This window comes from Methylotenera sp. (assembly GCF_029945535.1).
In the GTDB taxonomy this organism is placed as follows: domain Bacteria; phylum Pseudomonadota; class Gammaproteobacteria; order Burkholderiales; family Methylophilaceae; genus Methylotenera.
The window spans coordinates 348,369-373,353 of the sequence record NZ_JAQSCU010000013.1 but is presented as its reverse complement, the minus strand read 5'-3'; the positions used below and the strand labels follow the sequence as shown (position 1 = coordinate 373,353).

At 43.8% G+C, this 24,985-nt stretch carries 15 protein-coding genes; 4 read left to right on the top strand and 11 right to left on the bottom strand.

All coding sequences use genetic code 11. The annotated features are described in order from the left end of the window. Positions 1–200: 200 nt before the first annotated feature. On the top strand, positions 201–1,649 hold the full coding sequence (gene ccoG / locus PSU72_RS09505; protein WP_300432138.1) for a cytochrome c oxidase accessory protein CcoG: 1,449 nt from the start codon (positions 201–203) through the stop codon (positions 1,647–1,649). Between the two features lie 20 nt (positions 1,650–1,669). On the opposite strand, the gene PSU72_RS09500 is transcribed toward ccoG, so the two are convergent. From PSU72_RS09500 to glnE, 9 genes are all read right to left on the bottom strand, one after another. Beyond that, positions 1,670–2,878: a PatB family C-S lyase gene (locus tag PSU72_RS09500; RefSeq protein WP_300432136.1), complete on the bottom strand. Its 1,209-nt coding sequence runs from the start codon at positions 2,876–2,878 to the stop codon at positions 1,670–1,672. Further along, positions 2,875–4,986 carry a 5-histidylcysteine sulfoxide synthase gene (ovoA, locus tag PSU72_RS09495; protein ID WP_300432135.1) on the bottom strand — a complete coding sequence of 704 codons (2,112 nt, stop codon included), beginning with the start codon at positions 4,984–4,986 and terminating at the stop codon, positions 2,875–2,877. Before ovoA ends, PSU72_RS09500 begins: the two co-directional genes overlap by 4 nt. A gap of 166 nt (positions 4,987–5,152) precedes the next feature. Further along, a complete protein-coding gene (msrB, locus tag PSU72_RS09490) occupies positions 5,153–5,545 on the bottom strand; it encodes a peptide-methionine (R)-S-oxide reductase MsrB (protein WP_300432134.1) in 393 nt (130 codons plus the stop codon). A 101-nt stretch (positions 5,546–5,646) separates the two neighbouring features. Continuing rightward, on the bottom strand, positions 5,647–6,570 hold the full coding sequence (locus PSU72_RS09485) for a histone deacetylase family protein (protein ID WP_300432133.1): 924 nt from the start codon (positions 6,568–6,570) through the stop codon (positions 5,647–5,649). A 3-nt stretch (positions 6,571–6,573) separates the two neighbouring features. Next, complete coding sequence (locus PSU72_RS09480) at positions 6,574–9,252, bottom strand: bifunctional acetate--CoA ligase family protein/GNAT family N-acetyltransferase (protein ID WP_300432131.1); 2,679 nt, start codon at positions 9,250–9,252, stop codon at positions 6,574–6,576. A gap of 119 nt (positions 9,253–9,371) precedes the next feature. Further along, a complete protein-coding gene (locus PSU72_RS09475; RefSeq protein ID WP_300432130.1) occupies positions 9,372–10,283 on the bottom strand; it encodes a hypothetical protein in 912 nt (303 codons plus the stop codon). Positions 10,284–10,306: 23 nt separating this feature from the next. Then, a complete protein-coding gene (hrpA, locus tag PSU72_RS09470) occupies positions 10,307–14,275 on the bottom strand; it encodes an ATP-dependent RNA helicase HrpA (protein WP_300432515.1) in 3,969 nt (1,322 codons plus the stop codon). Positions 14,276–14,530: 255 nt separating this feature from the next. Continuing rightward, positions 14,531–15,487, bottom strand: coding sequence for a serine protease (locus PSU72_RS09465; RefSeq protein WP_300432128.1), 957 nt, complete (start codon positions 15,485–15,487; stop codon positions 14,531–14,533). A 151-nt stretch (positions 15,488–15,638) separates the two neighbouring features. After that, a complete protein-coding gene (gene glnE / locus PSU72_RS09460) occupies positions 15,639–18,368 on the bottom strand; it encodes a bifunctional [glutamate--ammonia ligase]-adenylyl-L-tyrosine phosphorylase/[glutamate--ammonia-ligase] adenylyltransferase (protein ID WP_300432126.1) in 2,730 nt (909 codons plus the stop codon). A 194-nt stretch (positions 18,369–18,562) separates the two neighbouring features. Here glnE and acs point away from each other — a divergent pair, with 194 nt between their 5' ends. Further along, the gene (gene acs / locus PSU72_RS09455) at positions 18,563–20,539 is read left to right on the top strand and encodes an acetate--CoA ligase (protein WP_300432124.1); all 1,977 of its coding nucleotides are present in this window, start codon (positions 18,563–18,565) and stop codon (positions 20,537–20,539) included. A gap of 114 nt (positions 20,540–20,653) precedes the next feature. Beyond that, entirely contained in the window at positions 20,654–22,525 is a 1,872-nt protein-coding gene (locus PSU72_RS09450) for a methanol/ethanol family PQQ-dependent dehydrogenase (protein WP_300432122.1), read from the top strand. A gap of 6 nt (positions 22,526–22,531) precedes the next feature. On the opposite strand, the gene PSU72_RS09445 is transcribed toward PSU72_RS09450, so the two are convergent. Together PSU72_RS09445 and PSU72_RS09440 are read right to left on the bottom strand one after the other, a co-directional pair. Further along, positions 22,532–22,942, bottom strand: a complete 411-nt coding sequence (locus PSU72_RS09445) for a hypothetical protein (RefSeq protein ID WP_300432120.1) — start codon at positions 22,940–22,942, stop codon at positions 22,532–22,534. Next, positions 22,939–23,190: a DUF2934 domain-containing protein gene (locus tag PSU72_RS09440; RefSeq protein ID WP_300432119.1), complete on the bottom strand. Its 252-nt coding sequence runs from the start codon at positions 23,188–23,190 to the stop codon at positions 22,939–22,941. Before PSU72_RS09440 ends, PSU72_RS09445 begins: the two co-directional genes overlap by 4 nt. Before the next feature lie 273 nt (positions 23,191–23,463). Here PSU72_RS09440 and PSU72_RS09435 point away from each other — a divergent pair, with 273 nt between their 5' ends. Further along, positions 23,464–24,978: a PAS domain S-box protein gene (locus tag PSU72_RS09435; RefSeq protein WP_300432118.1), complete on the top strand. Its 1,515-nt coding sequence runs from the start codon at positions 23,464–23,466 to the stop codon at positions 24,976–24,978. Positions 24,979–24,985: the final 7 nt, after the last annotated feature.

Sequence of the window (24,985 nt, the reverse complement as noted above, 5' to 3'; positions counted from 1 at the left end):
TGTTGACATCAACTGATATGCTTTTTATTTAGCTATCTGCTTCTGTTTTAATTTACCGCAATACCTTATTCTGTACTGTAACTAAACTGGCTTCATATAAAACCTGTTTAATTCAGATAATGCATTGTTTTATTGCAGTAAGTTTAGTTAGCCATTAAATACCCCAAATTGAAATAGTTTATTGCCAGTGAGATGTAAAAATGACGGTTAGTCAAAAGACACCAAAAAAAGTAATTCCTATTGCAGTGCACACTTCCATGTTTGCAGCACAGAACAAAATCTACCCAAGAGCCACTTCTGGTTACTTTACCAATTGGCGATGGATTATGGTGTGGATTACCCAGTTAATATTTTATGGCACGCCATGGCTTGAATTTGGGCAAAGACAAGCGGTTTTGCTCGATATTGATACCCATAAATTCTACATTTTCGGCTTGATACTTTATCCGCAAGATCTAATTTATCTTGCCGTTATTTTAATTATTTCTGCATTGGCGCTCTTTCTATTTACTACGGTTGCAGGCCGGCTTTGGTGTGGATTTTCGTGTCCGCAATCTGTCTATACCAAAATATTTCTCTGGATTGAATATAGAGTTGAAGGTGACCGTGCCACACGTATCAAGCTAGACAGCAAAAAAGTCACTGTAAAAACACATTATAAAAAATGGATTAAACACGCCATCTGGATTAGTTTTTCTATTTGGACAGGGTTTACTTTTTTAGGCTATTTCACGCCGATTCGTCATCTGTTTGATGGCATATTTAATTTCAGTTTGGGCCCTTGGGAAACTTTCTGGATAAGTTTTTATGGATTAGCCACTTACGGCAATGCAGGCTTCTTGCGTGAACAAGTTTGTTTACATATGTGCCCTTATGCGCGTTTTCAAGGTGTAATGTTTGATAAAGACACCTTAATCGTCACCTACGATGAAAAGCGTGGCGAGCCGCGCAGTGGCCGTTCGCGCAATGTAGATGCAAAAGAACAAGGTTTAGGCGACTGCATTGATTGTAGCTTCTGCGTGCAGGTTTGCCCAGTGGGAATTGATATACGCGATGGCTTGCAATATGAGTGTATTAGCTGTGGTTTGTGTATTGACGCATGCGATAGCGTCATGGATAAAATGGATTATCCACGCGGTTTAATTAAATTCTCCACACTCAACAGTGCAGGTTTAAGTGAGGTAACACTCAACGATAAACATGAAACTAGCGCAACGCATGAGGTTGCTCATAAAATTCTACGCCCTAGAGTCTTAATATACGGCGGCATATTATTATTGCTATGCGTGGGCTTTGTGGTATCACTGAGCTTACGCAGCTCATTTATGGTCGATGTGATTCGTGATCGCGGTGTGATGTCACGCATCACTTCGGATGGCTCTATTGAAAATGTCTACCGTTTACAGATTACCAACGCTACCGAAGACACTCAGACGTACCGCGTTTCAGTGGCGGGCTTAGATGGCTTATCTATCTCTTCCAGTAGCGTCTTTATGGTGAATCCTGCCAGTGAGCGCATGGTACCTATCAGCATACAAATACCTGATGGCTCAGTCAGTAGCGGCTCGCATAAAATCAAGTTTCAAATTGAAGCACTTGGTCTAGATGAACAAATATCAGAAAAATCAACATTTCTGATGCCGCGTTAGTATAACTAGCGTTTAAAGTACTAGCGTGCATTAAGTGTGGTTGCAATGCGGTTTAACGCCTCTGCAATCACACTGCGTGGCGATGCAATATTAAGTCGCATAAAGCCACTGCCGCCTTTGCCAAAGGACTTACCTAAATTAAGCCCGACTTTGGCTTCTTTCACAAAAAAAGCTTCTAGTTGTAAATCTGTCATTTTTAAATCACGACAATCTAGCCATAGCAGGTATGTACCCTGAGGCTGGATTAGTCGTATAGAGGGGATATTATTTTTGAGATAGTTACTCACAAAATCACGGTTATCACGCAGATAAATCAGTAGCGCATCTAACCAAGCTTCCCCACCACGGTATGCAGCCTCAAAAGCCGCAATACTGAATGGGTTAGTATTACTTAAATGCAGGCTATCAAACACTTTCTTTAAGGCAGTTCGCTGTGCGGGGTTTGGTACAATCATCGCGGATAAACCAAGCCCAGGAATATTAAATGTTTTACTTGGCGCTACAGCCGTGATGATTTTATCGCTCTTGCTCGCTAGCATTGCTAAGGTGGTGTGCTGTTCACCAATATAATTCTCTGTAGGATTCTCAGTATGCTTTAAATCTGGATAAATTAAGTCAGCATGAATTTCATCAGATAATATAGTTATATCGTAACGGCGTGTAATGGCTAATAGCTGCTCTAGCTCGGCTTTGCTCCACACACGCCCTACTGGATTGTGTGGTGAGCAAAATATCAACATTTTTGCACCATCAGCGGCACAGCGTTCTAGGTGCTCAAAGTCTATATAGTAAACATCATCCACTAACATCAATGGGTTTTCAATCAAGTGACGCTGGTTGGTCGTCACTGCCGAAAAAAACGGTGCATAGACTGGCGGCTGAACAATGACGCCATCGCCCTGCTCTGTGAATGCCATTACACTAGCAAATAATGAAGTCACAACACCCGGCGCCATCACAATCCAGTCACGCTCTACCGTCCACCCATGTCGACTTTTCAGCCAACTAATTAAGGCGTCATACATGCTTTCTGGATAAAAAGAATATCCATAAACTGGATGCTCAGCACGCTGCGTAAGCGCATTTATGACTGCTTCTGGCGCAGAAAAATCCATATCAGCCACCCATAACGGCAAGATATCTGACGTACCAAAGTAGCCCGCACGTCCGTCTTGCTTTACCGATGCAGTATCATCTCGCGCTATGATTTTAGCGAAATCAAAACTCAAGAGACTCGCTCCCAAAGCGTCACTTCCGAAAGCGAATGCTGGAATTTTCGTTTAGTTTCGCGAATCACAAAAGGTACGTCTACAGGCTCTGCAATCAGGCGAAAGTGTGCGCTAAGTTGCTCTTTCAAACCATCAAGCGTAGTGAAATTCTCGGCGTTCTGCTTAAATCCGCCTATCCATTCTTCACGCTTGGTATGCTCTTCTAACCAGGTATAGGGTGAGGCAATCAGCAGAATTCCGCCAATATTCAAACGTTCATGTACGTGCGAAAGGAATTTCTTTGGGCTATAAAGCCTATCAATCAAGTTTGCAGCCAATATCAAGTCGTAGTTAGTTAATATCGGCTTGAGATTACAGGCATCACCTTGCGAAAACTCTACTTTGCCTTTTAAGTTACCTAACCCTAAACTTGCCAAGGTACGAGTCTTGTAACTGACCAACTGACCTTCATCGACTAATGTATAGTGCAACTCACCTTTTTCAGCCATTTGCACACCAGACTCAATCAAGCGCACAGAAAAATCAACACCCGCGACATGTTCGAAATGTCGAGCCAATTCAAATGTAGCTCGTCCCGAAGCGCAGCCCACATCTAGGGCTTTGCGTGCTGGCTTATCTTTCATCACGCTAATCGCAATATCAGCAAGGCTTTTAGTGAAATTTGCCACCCCAAAAAAGTTATCACCATAGTGAAACTCCGCGTACTCTGAGATTAATTTATCAGTTTCATAATGTGAGGCTGGCACGCTGGCTAGTGCATCGGCAACCACGTATCGAAACCCAGCATGCTGAAAGAAATGGCGTCGGAATGCATAACGCGCACTGTGTAATGCCTCGTTGCCACAAGAAATCCAAGAGCCACCTTTGATAAGATTATGTCTGCCATCAAAAGTCGGTGTAGTGAAGTCGTCATACAAAGGATGTACTTTAAAACCACTGAATGGATAAATAGGCGTTTCTGTCCATTGCCAAACATTACCAGTCACATCAAAGAGTTCACCATGACGAAAATCTGTGACTGGGCATGGCGACGCGGCATGGTCTAGATGAATATTAGAAGCGGCAACTTCACCATTTTTTACTTCAGCAACGCCTGCAAAATCATACAAACGATACCACTCATCCTCGCTAGGTAGACGCACCTGTAAGCCAGTTTTCTGTGCTTTCCAGTTGCAGAATGCTTTGGCTTCGTGATAATTGACCTCTGCTGGCCAATCCCAATGCATAGCCACTTCTTCGGTCATCAGGCGCAGCCACCACACTTCGCCTTTGCGCACCCAGAAGGTAGGATGAGCCGCCAGTGTATAGCGTCTCCACTTTAACCCCTCTTCAGCCCAAAATGCCTCTTGCGCATAGCCACCCTCAGTGACAAACTCTAAAAATTCAGCATTACTCACCAAATATCGGCTCGCCTGAAACTCGGCAACATCCGCTTCATGTAAGCCATATTCGTTATCCCAGCCATATTCAGCAGCGCTCTCTTTTTTATCGAGAGCTACCTTACCAGCTGGGATCGTAACCAAATCGTTCTGCGGTGCATCGCCAGAGCGAGTGCAAGCTTGCCAAGCAGCATGTGGTTGCACTAACTCAAGCGCTTGCTGACGAATCAGCACAGACGAGGTTTCAAGGTGAATACGTTCATGCTCAATGCCCATTATAATCACCCACCAATGGTGATTCCAATCAATCGGCAAAGTAAGTGGCGCGGTTTGAATGAGGTTTACTATCGCATCTCGGACTTGGTGGCGGTAATACTTAACTTCTGCAGAGGTTGGCCAATCATAGTTGGCATCGTTTAAGTCATCCCAACTCATCTCGTCCACACCCACTGCGAACATTGACTCAAGCTTCGGATTAACACGCTCTTTCAACAATCCTGCTAAAAGCAATTTATTTAGGAAAAAAGTCGCTGTGTGACCAAAGTAAAAAATCAGTGGGTGACGCAGTGCTATAGGCTTATTCTGATAAGAATCTTCATTTACTAAGGTTTCAAAAAGCAGCTCGTAGCGATTGAACGTTGAGAGAAAATATTCAAGAAACTCTTTACGCGTAGCGGCAACATCACTGCCGTTTAAAACTGGTGTTCTTGCAAATAAGGGTTGGGTCATGTTTATTAAAGTGATCGTTTGTAGAGAAGTTTAGATTAATTTTAACTGAGTATGCAGCTAACTAAGTAGGCCACTATTCTGGTTAGCCGTTATTTTTACACAGGCTTAGGGCGCTTTGCGCTACAAAAGTTCAAATACTAACTAGCTAAAATCTCTAAAATACAGCCTATTTAGCTTCAAAACTCAACGATGCAGAGTTAATGCAATAACGTAAACCTGTAGGAGGAGGCCCATCGTTAAATACATGACCTAGATGAGCATCGCAAACATTACAAATCACTTCAGTGCGTATCATTCCATGAGTGCTATCTTTTAGCTCACGCACGTTTGCAGGGTTGAGCGCCTTAAAGTAACTAGGCCAGCCACAACCTGCATCAAATTTGGTATCAGATTCAAAAAGCGGCGTATTGCAGCATACACAGGTATAAATGCCAGCTTCGTTATGATCTGCGTATTCGCCATTGAACGGTCTCTCAGTCGCCGCATGGCGTGTTACTTCATATTGAAGTGGTGTAAGTTGGTCTTGCCATTCTGACTCTGTTTTGATGATTTTTTTCATATCTATCCAATCTAATTTTAACGTCTAAGCATACACTCAAATACGGCAGTGCGTTAGGCGTAAGGTTCAATATCAACCATGAATTAGCATTAAGTATGCGACTAAAGATCGCTCAAACTTTTAACATGCGTCATTACACATCGCCCTAGCGCATGCAAAGCATATCCGCCTTCAAGTGCAGAGACTATGCGATTACTCGCATGACGTTTAGCTACGTCTTTTAACGCTTCTGTTACCCATAAGTAATCTTTTTCGTGCAAGCTTATATCGCCCATATCATCTTCCCAGTGTGCGTCGAAACCGGCTGAAATAAAGAGTATTTGAGGCTGAAAACGCTCTAGCGCTGGTAGCCAATGCTCTGTAACAGCGTCACGAAACTGCTCACCTGTGCTGCCTGCCGCAAGCGGTATGTTAATCATATGCTCGCTACCGCTATCGGCGCCGCTATATGGATAATACGGATGCTGAAAGGTTGAGCACATCATCACGCGTGGATCATCATGAAAAATATCTTCGGTGCCGTCGCCGTGATGCACATCAAAATCGGCAATAGCTATGCGCTCTAAGCCATGATGCTCAAGCGCGTATGTAGCCGCCACCGCCACATTGTTAAAAATGCAGAATCCAGACGCGCCGCCACGTTTAGCATGGTGACCAGGCGGGCGAATATTGCAAAATGCATTATTAACCTTACCAGCCATGACTAAATCAACACCTTGAACCACTGCACCTGTGGCGTATAAAGCTGCGTCTAAGGTGTATGGATTCATCATCGTGTCGCCATCAAGATCTATCAGTCCTGAATCTGGCGACTGGCTAAACACCCAATCGATGTATTCTTCGGTATGTGCCAAGGCCAATATCGCTTTGCTGACTTTTGATGATTCATAATGAACAAGGTAATCATACAGACCCGATGCAATCAGCTGGTCTTGAATCGCATGAATACGCGCAGGACACTCGGGATGGTCTGGCCCCATGTCATGTTTAAGAAACTCTGGATGCGTGATGTAAGCAGTATGCATAATTTATAAATCTATATATACATTCTTAATGCTGCTATCGTCAGGGTTAACTGTGGCAGTAAAGCCCAAGCGCTTCATCAGTTTTAACATACTGGCGTTATTTTTTAGCACTTCACCTTCAATTCGACTTAAGCCTTTGTTGCGGGCAATATCCATTAATGCAGTCATCAATTTATGCCCTAAACCTGTGCCGCGCATACTATCAGCGACGACTAAAGCAAATTCGCAGCTTTCACCATCTGGATTAATGGCATAGCGCGTGACGCCTAGCTCGATTTCCTTGTCATTTTCATTTCTTACCGCAATTAACGCCATCTCACGACTGTAGTCGATTTGCGTAAATCGAACTAACAATGTCTCACTGAGCTGCTCTACGCTTTTCATAAACCTAAAGTACCGCGCCTCTTCCGATAGATTCTTCACGAAATCTTGCACTAGCCATACGTCTTCTGGGCGTATAGGACGAATCACCACGTCGGTGCCATCTGCAAGCTGCCAGTTGGTGACTAAATGAGTCGGGTAAGGATAAATCGCCATATGTGTATAACGATCGGCGCTTGGTGGACGGACTTCTACCATAATGCGAGCATCGGCAGCCAACACGCCATTTTCATCTAATATCAACGGATTGATGTCCATTTCCATTAACATTGGCAGCTCACACACCATTTCAGAAACGCGCAGCATCACGCTTTCAAGCGCCTCCATATTGACTGGTGGCATATTTCTGAATGCACCTAACATTTTTGCCACGTGCGTATTATTAATCAGGTCTTTCACCAAGAAGTTATTCAATGGCGGAAGCGCTACCGAGCGATCAGCAATAATCTCAACAGTCGTACCACCCGCGCCAAAGGTAATAATAGGGCCAAATACAGGGTCATTAGTCACACCGACCATCAGCTCACGACCATTTGGTTTGACGATCATAGGCTGAATGGAGATGCCGTTAATATGTGCATTTGGACGTTTACTTTTAACGCTCTCGATAATGGAGTGATAGGCAGAGCGAATTTCTTGCGCATTGGCCAAATTTAGCACCACCCCACCCACATCCGACTTATGCGTAATATCGGGCGAGTTGATTTTCATCGCCACAGGGAAACCTAATTGTTGCGCAATCAATAATGCTTCATTCGGCGAGCGCGCCACCATGGTATGCGCAACAGGAATATGAAATGCCGACAATAAGGCTTTAGATTCCATTTCACCCAGAATCTTACGTTTTTCTTGCAGAGCACCTTCAATAATCATGCGCGCACTCTCAACATCTGGCGCCAAATGGTGAGAGATTGGCCCTGGCATTTGCATTAAAAGCTTCTGGTTTTTATGGTAAGCAGAGAGAAAAGAGAATACATCTACGGCTGACTCAGGGTTACGGAAACTAGGCATCTTAGTGCGATTAAATGCAGCGCGCGACTCGCTCACCTGCGCTTCGCCCATCCACGACGCTAACAATGGTTTTTTATATTTGTGACTCAAGGCAATCATGGCATTCGCCACTTCTAGCGGCTTAGTCATGGCTTGCGGCGTCAAAATGGTGAGGACGCCATCCACATTCGGATCTTCTAAACAAGCTTTGACCGCACATTCATACCTATCGACTTGCGCATCACCAATAATATCAATCGGATTGCCGTGCGACCATGTTGTTGGCAGTGCCTGATTAAGCGCTTGAATGGTCACGTCTGATAACGCGGCAATCTCTAAGCCTAAATCAATTGCGTAATCGGTTGCCATCACGCCAGGGCCGCCGCCATTGGTGACAATTGCCAAGCGGTTACCTGTTGGATCAAAGCCGCATGAAAGTGCCTTAGCCGCGGCAAATAACTGTGTAATAGTTTGCACACGCACCACACCCGCGCGACGAACTGCCGCATCAAATGCATCATCAGAACCAACAATCGCAGAAGTATGTGAAATAGCTGCTTTGGAAGCTGCTGGGTGACGCCCTACTTTTACCAAAATCACCGGTTTAATACGTGCAGCAGCTCGAATCGAACTCATAAATCCGCGTGCATCGTGTATACCTTCGATATACAATAAAATGCTACGCGTTTTAGTATCTGAAATTAAATAATCGAGGATTTCGCCAAAATCCACATCAACTGAGGCGCCCATAGAAACTACGTTAGAAAAGCCAACATCATTTGCATTTGCCCAATCTAAAATCGCTGTACACAGCGCGCCAGATTGAGAGATAAAGGCGATATTACCTGCAATGGCGTTACCTTTATTAAAGGTCGCATTCAAGCCAATATCAGGGCACATCACACCAAGGCAATTTGGACCTATTAGACGAATACCATAGTAATGAGCCTTTTCGAGTACAGATTCTTCCAACTGCTTACCAGCTGCACCTGCTTCGCCAAATCCCGCACTAATAATAATGGCAACCTTCACCTTATTTAGGCCGCAAGCTTCGATAATATCTGGTACAGCATCTGCTGGAGTAGCAATCACTACCAATTCTACTGGCTCATTAATTTCAGTGATGGAGGCATAAGCCTTATAGCCCTGCACAGTGCTATGCTTGGGATTGATTGCGTAGAGCTTACCTTGGTAACCACTTTGCAACATATTCTGAAACACCACTTGCCCCACAGAATCAACGCGGTCACTAGCCCCAAACACGGCTACCGATTTAGGAGCAAACAAGGGCTTGAGATGATGCTGACTCATGGTTTTACTTTGCAGTTAATGGCTTGGTTATTATGTTAGCGCATTGCAAACAGTTTAATATGATATAGCTCAATAAACACTAGATGTAAAATATGTAACGCACCTTTATGTAAAAAGCGCTAATAAGGTGTGTTCTTGTAGTTAGTGCCAAAAAACTCCATCATCATAAACTCTTCCAGTTCTGCACTATCTTCTGGGCGAGCTGACTTCACTACCTCACGACCTAGTCGTTGAGACTCCCAGTTAAAATCGCCATCATAATGTCGGCGAATCAAAGAGATCATTTTCTTAATCATCACTAATCTAACGTCCTGCCCAGTGCCCGCTTCAACTTCAAATGATTCACGCTTTGCACTGCTGTAATCATTAGTCCAACCTTTAAATGCAAAGGCTGCATGCCGCCCACTTAAGTTAGTAATTTCAAAAATGCCATTCGTACCAACTTTTAAATTACTTTTAATTCTGTCGTCTCTAACCTTTTCTTGGCTAGGGCCAACTTCACGCGCGACGGCTTCTGCATTTTGTCTTGCCGCGTCCGCTTCCATAGCGTTACGCTTGGCTTGCTGCGCCTTAACGTAAGAAGCCATATCAGTTGGCGCGTCATTTGGCTTAACCTCTTTAGGTGGCGTTGGTTCTGGCGTTGGTTGTTTTGTCGCAATCACGTCTGGCACGGAGAACGTGGATGGTTTTGTATTTTTACTGGGTTTTCGTGTAATGACTTTTGGTAGCGGCTTTGTGACTTCAGGCTCTGGTTTTACAGGAGTTGGTTCAGGAATTTCAACTTTAGGCGGAGTTGGTGGCGCCAAACTCACTTCCAATGCCGTTGGCTGTGGAGAAGCCGCGTTATCAAAATCAATTTTTGGCAACATAACGATTAAAAGCAGCCCATGCACCAGTAGCGAAAAGATAATCGCAATCAGCGTGTTACGACTAATATTGATACGAATCAGCTTATCGCCACGCGGCTTAAGCAAGAATTCGTCAAACTGATTTACAGCTTTATCGAGTGGAGTAGTTTGATTAATTTCCATGGTTGACTACAGGCAAACGCTAATTAGCGCATGTCCGCCCATGTTTTTTCTAAGCGCTTAATCGACACTGGAAATGGCGTTTTAAGTTCTTGCGCAAATAAGGAAACGCGTAATTCTTCAATCAACCAGCGGTAATCCTGCAAGTCTTGTGGAATATCCTGATTAGCCTGATGCAGCGCACTGACTTTATCTTGCCATTTCTGCCACAAAATACCCACGCTTCCTGCATTTTTGCCATCTCGATCTGGATTCGCAGGATGCTTTTCAATGCGCAACCTTAAAGCCTTCAAATAACGTGGCACATGCTGCAAGTGCTCCCACGGCGTTTGACTAAAACAACCTTTATAAACCAGCTGCCCAACTTGTTGATCCAAGTCGCGTTTTAATCGATTGGCTGTTGTTGCCATTTGACCTTGCTTCACTGTGAGCAGTTGATATTCAGTGGCAATCGCTTGCGCTTGCCTTGCAATCGCTTCGCTAACGGCTGGCAGACGTGTTCTGGCGCGTTGTTTCAACTTCATAAATTCAGCATTAGTACGTGGCAAATCGTCCTCACCAATAAAGGCGCGATCGGCAATGGCAGTAATCATATCTTCACGTAAATCTTCTGGCGACATTATGTTTCTGAGCGTTAAGGCGTATTGATTAAAATTTGGCAGGCTTTTTTCCAACTGCTTCATTTGTTCTTTTAACTCAAATCGAATTAATCGGCAAATACCTTTACGTAGATTTACAGCCGCCTCGCGCTCGGTATCAAAAAGCTTCACAGAAACGCTATCGATTTCATCTTCTAATGCAGGATAACCCACCACTTTTAAGCCATCGCGCTCAAAACTCAAGGTTTGCGGTAAATCACCAAAATTCCATTGTTTTAGACCCGTCTTTTCAATATCTGGCGAGGTGTTTCTAAAGGTGAGTTGCGCGGCTGAACCTAATTGTTTTTTAAGTGCATTCCAATCGCGCCCCATGGCAAGCTCACGGCCTGCATCATCAAGAACGCTAAAGTTCATCAGCAAGTGAGCTGGCGTTTCTTCAGTCCAATCTTCAACTGAGATTTTTAGCGTAGTCACACGTTGAATATGCGCTGCAAGAACCTGTTTAATTACACCTTCACCCACCTTATTTTGATCTAAAAAAACCGTGACAAACTCAGGCACAGGCACGCAAACGCGGCGGAAAGTTTTAGGCAATGCTTTAATTAAATAAGTCAGCTTTTCACGTAGCATGCCGGGGACTAACCATTCGGTTTGTGTTGGATTAAGCTGATTCAATAAGGCCAACGGAATAGTCGCCGTGACGCCATCCAAAACATGGCCTGGCTCGAAGCGATATTTCAGATGCGTTTCAACGCCATCCAACATAATCATTTCTGGAAACTGCACGGCAGTAATGGCATCTGCACCATGACGCATCAAGTCATCACGAGTCAGATACAGCAACCTTGGGTTTTCTTTTTCAGCGGTTTCACGCCACTTTTCAAAAGTTGCTGCCTGGAAAATATCAGCAGGAATCTTTGCGTCATAAAAGGCAAACAACTGATGTTCATCTACTAGCACATCTTGCCGACGCGCCTTATGTTCCAACTCTTCAACTTCGGCAATTAAGCGTTCATTTGCAGTGAAAAATGCAGCTCGGGTATCGAACTCACCGCTAGCTAACGCCTCACGTATGAATATCTCGCGAGCTTCTTTAGGGTTGATTGGCCCATAATGCACACGACGCTTAGGAATAATAGTTAAGCCATAGAGAGAAACACGCTCCCACGCATTGACCATACCCATTTTCCTATCCCAACGCGGGTCAGAATATTGGCTTTCTGTTAAACCTCGCGCTAACGGCTCAATCCAATCAGGCTCTATCTTTGCCACGCAACGCGCATAAAGCTTAGAGGTATCGACCAACTCCGCAGCAATCACCCATTTTGGACGAGTCTTTTTGAGGCATGAACCTGGTGCCACATAAAAACGAATACCACGTGCACCTGAATAAGCGTCGTTATCACCATCTTTAAAACCAATATTACCCAGTAAACCAGCTAATAATGCTTTATGGATTTGCTCAAAAGTAGCTTCTTTTTCGTTGTATTTAAATTCCATTTCATCGGTAATTTGCTTGATTTGGCTATGCAACTCACGCCATTCTTTTAAGCGCAAAAATGATAAGAAGTTGCTATGGCACTGATTCAGCAAATCTTTGTTCGATTTTTTGGTTTTAAGTGCGTTATCAAAAAAGTCCCAAAGCTTGAGGTAGCTCATGAAATCTGAACCCTCTCCTGCAAATTTTGCATGTGCATTATCTGCCGCCTCGCGCTTGTCCATTGGGCGTTCACGTGGGTCTTGTATGCTCAACACGCTGGCGATAATCAATATCTCGTTTAAACAGCCTTCACGCTTAGCCGCTAAAATCATGCGACCTACTCGCGGGTCTAAAGGCAAGCGTGCAAGCTGCAAGCCAATTTCAGTAATTTGGCGCTTAGCATCCACCGCGCCTAATTCTTGTAGCAACAAATAACCATCGCTTACCAACCGAGATGATGGCGCTTCGATAAACGGAAACTCTGTTACATCACCCAATCGCAATGCCGCCATGCGCAAAATCACGCTGGCTAGCGAACTGCGCAGAATTTCAGGTTCGGTAAATTCTGGACGACCGTTAAAATCTTCCTCTGAATACAAACGTACACATATACCACTTGAAACACGTCCACAACGACCTGCCCGCTGTTTGGCTGCGGCTTGGCTAATCTTTTCTATCTGCAATTGCTCAACTTTGGCACGTGTGCTGTAACGGTTCATCCGCGCTAGCCCAGCATCAATCACATACTTAATACCTGGAACAGTAAGCGACGTTTCTGCCACGTTAGTCGCCAACACAATGCGACGTGAACTATGGCTTTTGAATATTTTTTGCTGATCTTCTATGCTTAAACGTGCAAATAAAGGCAGCACTTCAATATGCTTTAACTTCGCCGAACGTCCTTGATATTTGCGTAAATGGTCAGCAACATCGCGAATTTCGCGTTCGCCGGGCAGAAACACTAAAATATCACCATCGCCTTGACGTAGCAAGTCATCCGCGGCGTCTAAAATCGCTTCTTCTATGGCTTCCTCTTCGTCATCTTCTTCCAGCCAACGTGCTTCTGTTTTGGCTTTTCTAGCGATACCAAAGATAGTTTCATCTTCTAAATCAAACTGAGAATTTTCAGTTTCCGCAATTTCTCTAGCGCGAAATCCAGCTTTACCTAATGGGCGATAACGAATCTCAACAGGGTAAGTACGACCTGACACCTCAATGATAGGCGCGCCTACAAAGTGATTTGAAAAACGCTCTGCATCAATCGTTGCTGAAGTCACAATGATTTTTAAATCTGGACGCTTTGGCAGTAACTGCTTGAGGTAGCCCAGCAAAAAGTCGATGTTCAAGCTACGCTCATGCGCCTCATCAATAATGATAGTGTCATAAGCATTAAGGAATTTATCGCCCTGCGTTTCCGCCAGCAAAATACCATCAGTCATCAACTTGATATAGCTGGATTCTGACAACTTATCGTTAAAGCGCACCTTATAACCAACCACTTCACCCAACGGACTTTGCAGCTCCTGCGCAATACGCGAAGCCACTGAACGCGCAGCAATACGGCGTGGCTGCGTATGTCCAATCAAACCCGCCACACCACGACCAAGCTCAAGACATATTTTAGGTATTTGTGTTGTTTTACCAGAACCTGTTTCACCGCAGATAATCACCACTTGGTTATTGGTAATGGCCGCCGCGATTTCATCTTTTTTGCCGCTGACTGGTAGCTCAAGTGGGTATTCTGGCTTAGGCAAACTAGCTAATCGAGAAGCAAACTTCTGCTGAGATGTACGAACTTTTTGCGCAACCTCACCTAACAAGCGCTGTGCTTTAGCAGCAGATTTTTCATCTTTTAGCTTTTGTAAATCGGCCGCATCACGCAACTTACGACGCAATGCATGGCGATCAGCCAACATGCAGCTTTGCAAAGCAGTCGCTAAGCTGGCTGAGTTTGATATAGCAGGAATTGGGCTTGCAGGTTTGTTCACATTCATAGACCGATATTTTAACACGCTAGCGATATAGCTTTGCTCTCGAATTACTTTTTGATATTGCCCGCCATCACTACCATTGGATTTTGAAATTTTGTAAGGAGGGCAGCCAGCTGCCCTCCTTACTTGGTTAGTTGAGCAACCGTCGAATTTCAAGTTAAATCAATTATTATAACGGTATCATTTTTTAAAAGGGCTGTAGACTGTATGACAACTTTTTCCATCTTCACTTCGAACGAAAGATAATGCTTCACGACCTTCAATTTCGCAAGCGCGTGGATCAAGCTCAAGTAACGATGTAGGATTTTTGAATAAAGGAGCTGGCCAACCACCTTCAAAAACCATAGTCAATGCTGGATATATCAATGAAACATATGAAGGTCCATCGTTTGAAGCCGTTTCTATAGATGATGACAACAACCCTATTAATCTACCCTCATGATTAAAAACTGGACCACCACTCATTCCACCCCATGACGGACAGTCAACTTCAATTACGGGCCATGGCATTAAAAAGCTATCGCGTTGTGTCAGAAAGTGCTGAGTTACCTTGCCTTGAGAAAATAAAAGCATATTTTCAATAGGTTTACTCATGGGTTCATAAGGCTTACATATAGACTCTCGTTGAAATCTATTATCCGCTGCTTTGAATCCATAAATTATAACGTTCTCACCAATTTCAGGAACCTTAGTTGTTATGATGGACTGATTTAGAGTATCCCCTTCATCTATCGCAGATATAAGCTCTAGGCCAAGCATTGCAAGGTCATTCTCTAAACAATATGTTACTTTTTTTACTGCCCACATTTGAAGGCCAAGCGACGTTATTCCAATACAATGCATATTTTCTAAACCTTCAGCTATACCGCTGAATCGAGCTTCTATAACGTGTTTAGCTGTAATTGCGATACTTGGCCCTACCATTACAGCGGAGCCTTCCAGATATAGCCACTCAGCATCACTAAATACAACCCCTAGCAATACCCCTTCGAAAACATTCCAATTTTTAATCCATGAATTAGCTTCCTGAATCTGGAAAGGAAATAATAATTTTGCAAAAGTAATCACACCTCCAATTGGTATTCGCTCGGCAGAATCATCGACAACCGTCCCAGTTAATTTAATTAATTCATGCATATTTTTTCTTTCTAGCAAGCTTTATATAAGGCGGATTAGAGAAACAACCTGCCTTACTTTTCAAAAGTTATGTCGAATACGTTTTCCCATCAACTCCGCTGAGCCAATACCAATAAGGATCATAGGGTCTGCATTTTTAACTTAAAAGTACTTAATCTACAAAAACTTTTTTCCATAAAACTTTCACCGCAGCTGCATGCTCACTCACTGTTGATAACTCCACCCTCAAATGCGCCGCGCCTTGTAGCTTGAGCATGTGCTGAGTATGGCGATAATCTCGATATGCCGATACGACTTTATCCGCTAAATCTTGGGCGATGATATTGAGCGATGCCAATAGCCTTAACAAGCCGATGTTGCCGATATTGCCTGTGAGTTCTGGGTATTGCTTCGCCTGCGCCAGCACTAAATATTGCACTAGAAATTCCACGTCTATAATGCCGCCTATGCTGTGTTTAATGTCAAACATATTGGCTTCAATATGTTGTGCAGAGCGCATTTTCTCGCGCATCGATTGAACCTCTAGCTTTAACGCATCATTATCTCGCGGCTGCATCATCACTTCAATGCGAATTTTCTCAAACGCCGCACCTATTTGTTTGTCACCTGCTACAAAACGGGCGCGAGTAATGGCTTGGTGCTCCCATACCCACGCTTTTTGCATTTGGTATTCTTTGAAAGCAGCAACGCTACTCACTAGCAAACCACTGTTACCATCTGGACGCAATTGCATATCCGTTTCATAGAGCAAACCTGCTGAGGTCAAGCTGTTGAACCAGTTATTAATGCGTTGTGCAAAGCGCGCGTAGATTTCACCCGCTTCGGATGCATCGTCGTCATACAAAAAGATAATATCTAAATCAGACGCGTAGCCCAGCTCTTTGCCACCTAATTTGCCGTAGCCAATCACGGCGAATTTCGGCACCTCTAAATGCTTTCCGCGCACATTTGGCCAAATGACTTCCAAGCTCACACTGAGTATTAGCTGAGCAAGCTCACTCAAATAATCAGATAGTTTCTCTGGGCTTAGTTCGCCGTTAATATCTTGCGCGGCAAAGCGGAAAATATTGGCATGCTTAAAATGACGGAATACGTCCATTTCGCGCTCTACATCGCCTTTAACTTCAGCTAAACGTGCGAGTAAGTCTGCACGTAAGATAGAAAAATCAGGTGCGGCATACAGCGTGCGCGTATCTAAAAGCTCATCTAAAAGGATTGGGTGTTGCACCAAATAATTCGTAAGCCACGGGCTACTGCTACATAATTTAATCAATAGTTGCATGGCCTGCGGATGCTCGGCTAATAAAGCCAAATAACTCGCGCGACGACAAATGCTCTCCAACAAATCGATAATGCGCATCAGCGTGGTATCAGCATTTTGCATCTCGGCTACTTGAGATATAACCAACGGCATCAAGGCATCAAAGCGTTGCCGACTTAACTCTGGCAACTGACGGTAACGGCTACTCTGATGCAGAGTATTGAGTCGACGTAATGTTTCTGCGGCTTCAATGAAGCCCATTTTCTGCAGGGCTGGAACTGACTCTTGCTCGACAATGGCACCGTTCCATATGGATTTCTCTACCTCCAGTGTGCTTTCATCTACATTCTGACTCGCGCTAGCATCGCTAAACGTAGCATCAAAATGTTGCTGCACTTGCTGGCGGTAAGCATTTAATTTCGCCAAAAACTCCTCCCAATCGTCAAACCACATCGCTTTAGCTATACGTGCTTTAGCTTCATCACTTTTCGGCAGTTCCTGCGTTTGTGCGTCATCGACATACATCAATCGATGTTCTAAATTACGCAAAAATACATAAGCCTCGCTAAGCTCAGCCACAGTTTTTTCTGGCAATAAGCCTTTATTTTTCAATAGCTCTAAGACTGAAAGTGTAGGTTTCACTTGCAAACTTGCATCTTGCCCACCGCGAATGAGTTGAAAAACTTGTGCAATAAACTCAATCTCGCGTATGCCACCGCGACCAAGCTTGATATTGTCGTGCATGCCTTTGCTGTTTACATCACGCTGGATTTGGATTTTCAAATCACGCATGCTGGCAAACGCACCAAAATCTAAATATTTACGAAAGACAAATGGTTTAAGCAATTTAGATACTTGTTTGCCACCAGTCACTTCACGGCCTTTTATCCAAGCATAGCGCTCCCATTCGCGGCCGTTATTTTGGTAATACTCTTCAAGTGCGTCTAAATTAGAAACCAGCGCGCCTTCGCCACCAAATGGGCGCAAACGCATATCAACCCTAAACACAAAGCCGTCTTCGGTGATTTCATCAATTGCTGCGATAAGCTTTTTCGCCAAACGTGTAAAAAAGTCTTGGTTACTGATGGATTTTTCGCCAGTTGTTTCACCTTCTGATCCATAAGCAAAAATCAAATCAATATCAGAAGAAACATTGAGTTCGCCTCCACCAAGCTTTCCCATGCCAATCACAATAAAACTTTGCGGGTAACCTTGCGCGTCTACAGGTTGACCAAAAGCATCTACTAGCCAAGTATTCCAATAGTCTATCGAGGCATTAATTGCACACTCAGCTAGGCTAGATGTCGTACGCATCACTTCTGTTAAATCTGCCAAACCATTCAAATCACGCACGATGATTCTCGCCATCACATGCTGACGCAAACGTCTCAAAGCCTGCTTTAATGATGTTTCATCAAAAATATTTTGGTTTGATAAAAAATTCTGCATGTCACTTAACTGATATTCTTGATGCAGGTTTACTAGCAAATCAGTCAGCAAACCACCATCCTTTGTAAACAATTTTGTAACAAATGGGCTGCAAGCAACAGCATGCTGCACATAGGCTTCATCGCTAGATTTCATGCGGTTTTCTGATAGAATCATATCAAGTGTTATCATAGGTTTTTTAAGGTAATATGGCGTTTTAATGTCGTAACAATACAGAATGTGGTCAAACTAAAATATTGTCAAAAAGTATCTAGTGAAGACAAAAATTCTAGCTAAAACCAATTATAAATAGTCCAATTTAATATACCAATTATAAATAGATCAAATTATAAATAGATCAAAGTAATTTAAAGGGAGTTTTAAGCATGTCAATCGAGTCAGTTCTTCATGAAAACCGCGTATTTGAACCTAGCGCAGATTTTGTAAAAAATGCCAATGTCTCTAGCATGTCAGCCTACAACGCTTTATGCAAAGAGGCAACCGACGATTATCAAGGCTTTTGGGCGAAATTGGCGCGCGAGCTTTTAGTTTGGAACAAACCGTTCACTAAAACGCTTAATGAAGATAACGCACCGTTTTACAAATGGTTTGAAGATGGTGAACTGAATGTTTCAGCAAACTGCTTAGATAAACATCTTAATACTATCCCCAACAAAGTTGCGATTATTTTTGAGGCCGATGATGGCAGCGTGACTAACGTTACGTTTAAAGAGCTGTATCACCGCGTTTGCCAGTTTGCTAATGGATTAAAAAAACTAAACCTCACCGTGGGTGATCGCGTGATTATTTACTTACCAATGGGTATTGATGCAGTAGTAGCGATGCAAGCTTGCGCACGTTTAGGTTTAACACACTCAGTGGTGTTCGGCGGCTTTTCAGCTAAAAGCCTGAATGAACGCATTATTGATGCTGGTGCTGTTGCCGTGATTACCTCTGATGGTCAATTTCGTGGCGGTAAAGCACTACCACTAAAACCTGCGGTAGATGAAGGCATCGCAATGGGTGGCTGTGAGTCGATTAAAAATGTAGTGGTTCTGAAAAAAACTGGTCAAGAGATTGCCTGGAATGACAATAACATCTGGTGGCACGACTTAATTGCTGGGCAAGCAGACACATGTGAACCAGTCATGTTGAGTGCAGAGCATCCGCTATTCTTACTTTACACCTCAGGCAGTACAGGCAAACCAAAAGGCGTGCAGCACTCTTCTGCTGGCTATTTATTACATGCCATGAACAGCATGCGTTGGACATTCGACGTAAAAAACCATGACGTATTTTGGTGTACGGCTGACGTAGGTTGGATTACAGGCCATACTTATGTGGCTTATGGTCCACTCGCCATGGGCGTGACGCAAGTTGTATTTGAAGGCATCCCGACTTATCCAGATGCGGGTCGCTTCTGGCAAATGATACAAAAACATAAAGTGTCGATTTTTTACACTGCACCAACGGCAATTCGCTCGCTCATTAAGGCTGCTGAAACAACCGTAAGCACCCATCCTAAGAGCTATGATTTAAGCAGCTTGCGTTTGCTTGGTTCTGTAGGCGAGCCTATTAACCCAGAAGCTTGGATGTGGTATTACGAAAACGTGGGTGGAAGCCATTGCCCGATTGTGGATACCTTCTGGCAAACAGAAACTGGCGGTCACGTGATTACACCGCTACCTGGCGCAACAGCATTAGTGCCTGGCTCTTGCACACTACCATTCCCAGGTATCGACATTGATGTGGTAGATGAAACGGGTAAAGACGTGCCTTGGGGTACAGGTGGCTTATTAGTCATTAAAAAACCTTGGCCTTCAATGATACGTTCTATTTATAACGACCCTGAGCGTTATAAATCTAGCTATTACCCAGTGGACCTGGGCGGCAAAATTTACCTAGCTGGTGATGGTGCAGTTCGCGATGCGAAAACTGGTAATTTCACTATCATGGGTCGTATCGATGATGTATTGAACGTTTCAGGCCACCGCTTAGGCACGATGGAAATTGAATCAGCCTTGGTTTCAAACCCATTGGTTGCTGAAGCCGCCGTAGTTGGTAAACCGCATGACATTAAAGGCGAATCTGTCGTTGCTTATGTAGTGCTAAAAGGTCAACGTCCAGAAGGCGAAGAACTGAAAAAAATCGTCGCACAACTACGTGATTGGGTAGGCAAAGAAATTGGTCCGATCGCTAAACCAGATGAAATTCGTTTTGGTGATAACTTACCAAAAACGCGCTCTGGAAAAATCATGCGTAGACTGTTACGTAGCTTAGCCAAAGGTGAAGAAATCACTTCGGATATTTCTACACTGGATAACCCAGCGATTTTGGATCAACTGAAAGAAGTGGTGAAATAAAGTATAAAATAGTGCTTTAATCATTAGGCATTAACATTTATGGAAGGCTTGCTAGTATTGATTGCACTCATACTGGCGGCCTTCTTTTTAATGCGCAAATAGAAGTCAAATCACATGCCGCCATTCCCACGCCATTATCTAACTATTTTAGGTTTATGTAGCCTTTTCACTACACCGGCTTATGCAAGTGATGACTTACGAACGCACCTGCAAAATGACAAGGAATGGACGCATCCACGTAAAGATTACGCCAATACAGGCTACAGCGGCTTAAATCAAATCCAAGCAAAAAATATTAACAAGCTTAAACTCGCTTGGACTTTTTCTACAGGTGTGAATCGAGGCCATGAAGGTTCGCCGATTGTGGTGGGTAGCACAATGTATGTGCATACGGCATTTCCTAACAATATCTACGCACTGGACTTAAATAACAATCAAAAAATACTGTGGTCATACTTTCCTAAGCAAGACCCGCAAACGCAAGCTTTGTTGTGTTGCGACACTGTGAATCGTGGCTTAGGTTATGGCGATGGCAAGATTTTTTTGCAGCAGAATGATGGCATATTAGTTGCGCTAGATGCAAAAACTGGCAAGCTCATTTGGCAAACCAAAGTCAATGATATTAAAACTGGCGCGAGCAATACCAACGCACCACATGTGATGAAGGACAAAGTAATCACCGGTTGTAGTGGTGGTGAGTATGGCGTGCGTTGCTTTATTGCCGCTTACAACATTAAAGATGGCACATTGGCTTGGAAAGCTTATAGCACAGGGCCTGATAGTGAAGCACTCATCGGCGCAGGCTTTAACGAAGCTAATCCGCACTACTCTGCTTTATCCACTTACCAAGATGTCAATGGTGGCAACAAAGAAGATGGCTCATTTAAGGCGCTAACAAAAGAACAACTGAAATTTCCAGAGACTGATTTAGGTGTTAGAACTTGGCTGAAACCGCAAGCGAATCAAGATGGCTGGCAACATGGCGGCGGCCCTGTGTGGGGCTATTTCTCGTATGACCCTAAACTGAATCTCATGTATTACGGCACAGGCAATCCATCGGTTTGGAATGCAGATGTGCGGCCTGGTGACAATAAATGGGCTATGACGATTTTCGCACGTGACCTCGATACCGGCATGGCGAAATGGGGCTACCAAATGACACCACATGACGAGTGGGATTACGATGGCATTAATGAAGTAATTTTATGGGATGCAAACAATAAAAAATTAGCAACCCATTTTGACCGCAACGGCTTTGGCTATACGTTTGACCGCACCAATGGCAGTCTGTTAGTGGCAGCAAAAATGCATCCTTTTGTGAACTGGGCAACTAGTGTAGATTTAAGCACAGGAATCCCGCAAAAAGATCCAAAATATTCTGCGCATCAAGACACTACGACCAAAAACGTCTGCCCTGCCGCACTCGGCGTGAAAGATCAACAACCAGCAGCTTATTCGCCAAAAACCAAGTTATTTTATGTGCCGCTAAACCACTTATGTATGGATTACGATGTAGTTGAAGCTAAATATACGGCAGGTCAACCTTGGGTAGGCGCAGGGTTAACTATGCATCCAGGTCCAGATGGCGTGACTGGTGGTTTTATGGCTTGGAATGGTCTAACTGGTAAAAGCGCATGGTATAACAAAGAGCCCTACTCTATTTGGAGTGGCGCAATGGTCACAGGTGCAGATTTGGTGTTTTACGGCACGTTAGATAGATGGTTTAAGGCAGTGGATGCGAAGTCTGGTAAAAATCTATGGCAGTTTCAAGTAGGTTCTGGCGTCATTGGCAACCCATTTACTTATGCAAATAAAGGCAAGCAATATGTAGGCGTCATGTCTGGCATTGGTGGCTGGGCAGGTATTGCCATTAACTTAGGACTCACTGAAAATTCAGACGGTGCAGGTGCGGCTGGTGCTTACCGAGAACTCACAAAATGGAACGCCGCACCGGGTGGCGGAGCAGTGAATATATTTAGTCTATAGCGAGTTTTAAGAGGCTGCTAAGTCTTGAGAAATTGGTCGAAGTATCAAACGCAAACAATGGCGTCCGAAATTCTCAACTTCGTTAAAAAACAATGCGCATACAAAATGCACACCACTCAAACCAATGACTTCAAAGCCGTAACCAATGTGTGAAAGAAAACGTAAGTTAGGGTTAATTTTTTCGCCCTGCATTAAAGTGTCTTCCGTTAATTCCGGCATGATAGTCGAGATATGTTGCCAAGTAAGTTTGCTTGGAATGCAATCTAACAACTCAGCAGCCGCTTGGTTGCAGTCGAGTATGGTGCCATTATCATAAAGCATTAACACTGCAGTTTCTTGCTCGCTACGGCATAAGCAGGCACTTTCCCTAGCGGCTTTGGAAAAGTCTATATATTCAACTTGAGCTGTGTTGTTCATTGTGTCACCTCAGCTTCTGCTGCAAGCCAATCTTCTAACTCATGGCCTGATTCAAATCCTCTTGCCTCCGCTTTATAATAAGCTGACTCAGCCACTAAGCATTGTCTATCTTCACCACTTAACTCTTTGATGCTAATACTGGATTCTTTTTTAGATTTAGCATCGCTTTTAGACTTAGCTTTAGATTCAATACCAAATACAGGAATATGGTTTTTTGTAAGCAATTGAGTTACCGTTGAAAGTTCCATAATTCCTCCATCAAATAATGTAAAAGGGATCGACGGTACAGATCTTAAAACAGAGATTATGCAACCATTAGTTGCTTGGGGTGTACCGCCGAAGTGGGTAATCTACAGTAGCTACTTTAGTAAGTAAATTAGTGCTAACACGTAAGGGCTAACCCTTATATGCACTCAGATTGATGGACATTGATTCATCTTTTATCGTAGACTGAAGCGGTTCGTGTAGCACTTTTAATATAGAGGATATTTGTTGAACCGCTTATTTAAAGACTCGCCATTATGAAAGACTCACTTTTAACAAACTTGAGCGTACAAACACTATTTGATGTGGCTGCTGATGCGATGTTACTGGTAGATGATACTGGTCACGTGCAGCAAGCCAACCCAGTTGCGCTTGAGCTACTCGGCTATACATTTGAACAAATAAATGACCTCGAAATTGAGGCGTTAATACCCGAAAGTTATCGCAGCCAGCATCATCAGCACAGAAACACTTACGCTAAAAATCCAGAAAAACGCCCGATGGGTAAAGGCCGTGATTTAGTCGCGCTGCGCAGAGATGGTAGTGAGCTAGCGGTTGATATTAGCCTAAGTCCACTAGACATAGGTCATCAGCATTTTGTTTTAGCAACATTACACATTGCAGATAAACGTCGGAAGGTAGAAGAAGCATTAAAAATTAGTGAAGAGCGGCTACGACTAGCCAAAGAAGCCGCTGGATTAGGTGTATTTGATTTCGACTATCGCCACAACATCATTCATTGGGATGAACGTATGCGAGATATTTGGGGAGAAGAATCTGAAGAAACCGTTTCTTATAAAAAGTTCGTGGCTGCGATACATCCCGATGACCGGGTAGCAAGGCAAGCCGTGATTGATCGTGCCATTGACCCCGCTAGTAATGGCGAATACAGTGTAGATTATCGTGTAAGAAATCCCAACGATGGCGTTGAGCGCTGGATAGCCACTATGGGACGCATTCACTTTACGAATGGGCATGCGACTCGTCTGCTAGGGGTTGCCAGAGACATTACCGACCAAAAAATTCTAGAGAAAACACTGCAAGAACAACGTGCAGAAATGGAAGCACTGTTCAAACAACAAGTGGCGTCTCAAACAGTGTCTGCCATTGCACATGAACTCAACCAGCCACTTGCAGCTATTTCTGCATATAGTGAAGTGGCTTTACATGCACTTAATAGCGGCACGTTTAACCCCGAAAATCTCAAACATGCGCTTGAAGGCGCAGTTTCACAAGCGCAGCGAGCTGGTAAAAGTTTGCATGAATTACTGGCTTTTATGCAAAAAGGTGAGCTGGTAACAGAGCGATTTGAGCTGAATCATGTATTGAAAGAGGCACTGAACATTGCTAAAGGTGATGGTTATGGCGATTTTAGTCCACTGCTATCTTTAGAACCTGCAATGCCAGAAGTACTTGGTAACGTAACTCAAGTACGAAAAATATTAGTTAACTTGCTAAGAAATGCCGTAGAAGCCATGCGTGGCGCAGGTGCACCCTCTTCAGCCATCTCAATTACAGTACGCACTAATCAAAGAATTAATATGGCGCACGTAACCATACAAGATAGCGGCCCAGGTTTAGATGCAGATACCGCCAAACGTATTTTTGAGCCATTTTTTACTACAAAGCCAACCGGCATTGGCATGGGGCTTGCCATTAGCCGCGCGTTGACTGAGGCGAATGGTGGCGAACTTTGGTTAGAACAAAACAACAAACCTGGCGCTACGTTTCACTTTACTCTACCTTTTGCGACTTTAGCTTTTTCAACTTGAAAATAAC

What these genes read in the sequence shown, in the direction of transcription:
- ccoG (WP_300432138.1), top strand. Translation starts at nt 201, where the DNA reads ATGACGGTTAGTCAAAAGACACCAAAAAAAGTAATTCCTATTGCAGTG.
- ovoA (WP_300432135.1), bottom strand. Translation starts at nt 4,986, where the DNA reads ATGACCCAACCCTTATTTGCAAGAACACCAGTTTTAAACGGCAGTGAT.
- msrB (WP_300432134.1), bottom strand. Translation starts at nt 5,545, where the DNA reads ATGAAAAAAATCATCAAAACAGAGTCAGAATGGCAAGACCAACTTACA.
- PSU72_RS09485 (WP_300432133.1), bottom strand. Translation starts at nt 6,570, where the DNA reads ATGCATACTGCTTACATCACGCATCCAGAGTTTCTTAAACATGACATG.
- PSU72_RS09480 (WP_300432131.1), bottom strand. Translation starts at nt 9,252, where the DNA reads ATGAGTCAGCATCATCTCAAGCCCTTGTTTGCTCCTAAATCGGTAGCC.
- PSU72_RS09475 (WP_300432130.1), bottom strand. Translation starts at nt 10,283, where the DNA reads ATGGAAATTAATCAAACTACTCCACTCGATAAAGCTGTAAATCAGTTT.
- hrpA (WP_300432515.1), bottom strand. Translation starts at nt 14,275, where the DNA reads ATGTTGGCTGATCGCCATGCATTGCGTCGTAAGTTGCGTGATGCGGCC.
- PSU72_RS09465 (WP_300432128.1), bottom strand. Translation starts at nt 15,487, where the DNA reads ATGCATGAATTAATTAAATTAACTGGGACGGTTGTCGATGATTCTGCC.
- glnE (WP_300432126.1), bottom strand. Translation starts at nt 18,368, where the DNA reads ATGATAACACTTGATATGATTCTATCAGAAAACCGCATGAAATCTAGC.
- acs (WP_300432124.1), top strand. Translation starts at nt 18,563, where the DNA reads ATGTCAATCGAGTCAGTTCTTCATGAAAACCGCGTATTTGAACCTAGC.
- PSU72_RS09450 (WP_300432122.1), top strand. Translation starts at nt 20,654, where the DNA reads ATGCCGCCATTCCCACGCCATTATCTAACTATTTTAGGTTTATGTAGC.
- PSU72_RS09445 (WP_300432120.1), bottom strand. Translation starts at nt 22,942, where the DNA reads ATGAACAACACAGCTCAAGTTGAATATATAGACTTTTCCAAAGCCGCT.
- PSU72_RS09440 (WP_300432119.1), bottom strand. Translation starts at nt 23,190, where the DNA reads ATGGAACTTTCAACGGTAACTCAATTGCTTACAAAAAACCATATTCCT.
- PSU72_RS09435 (WP_300432118.1), top strand. Translation starts at nt 23,464, where the DNA reads ATGAAAGACTCACTTTTAACAAACTTGAGCGTACAAACACTATTTGAT.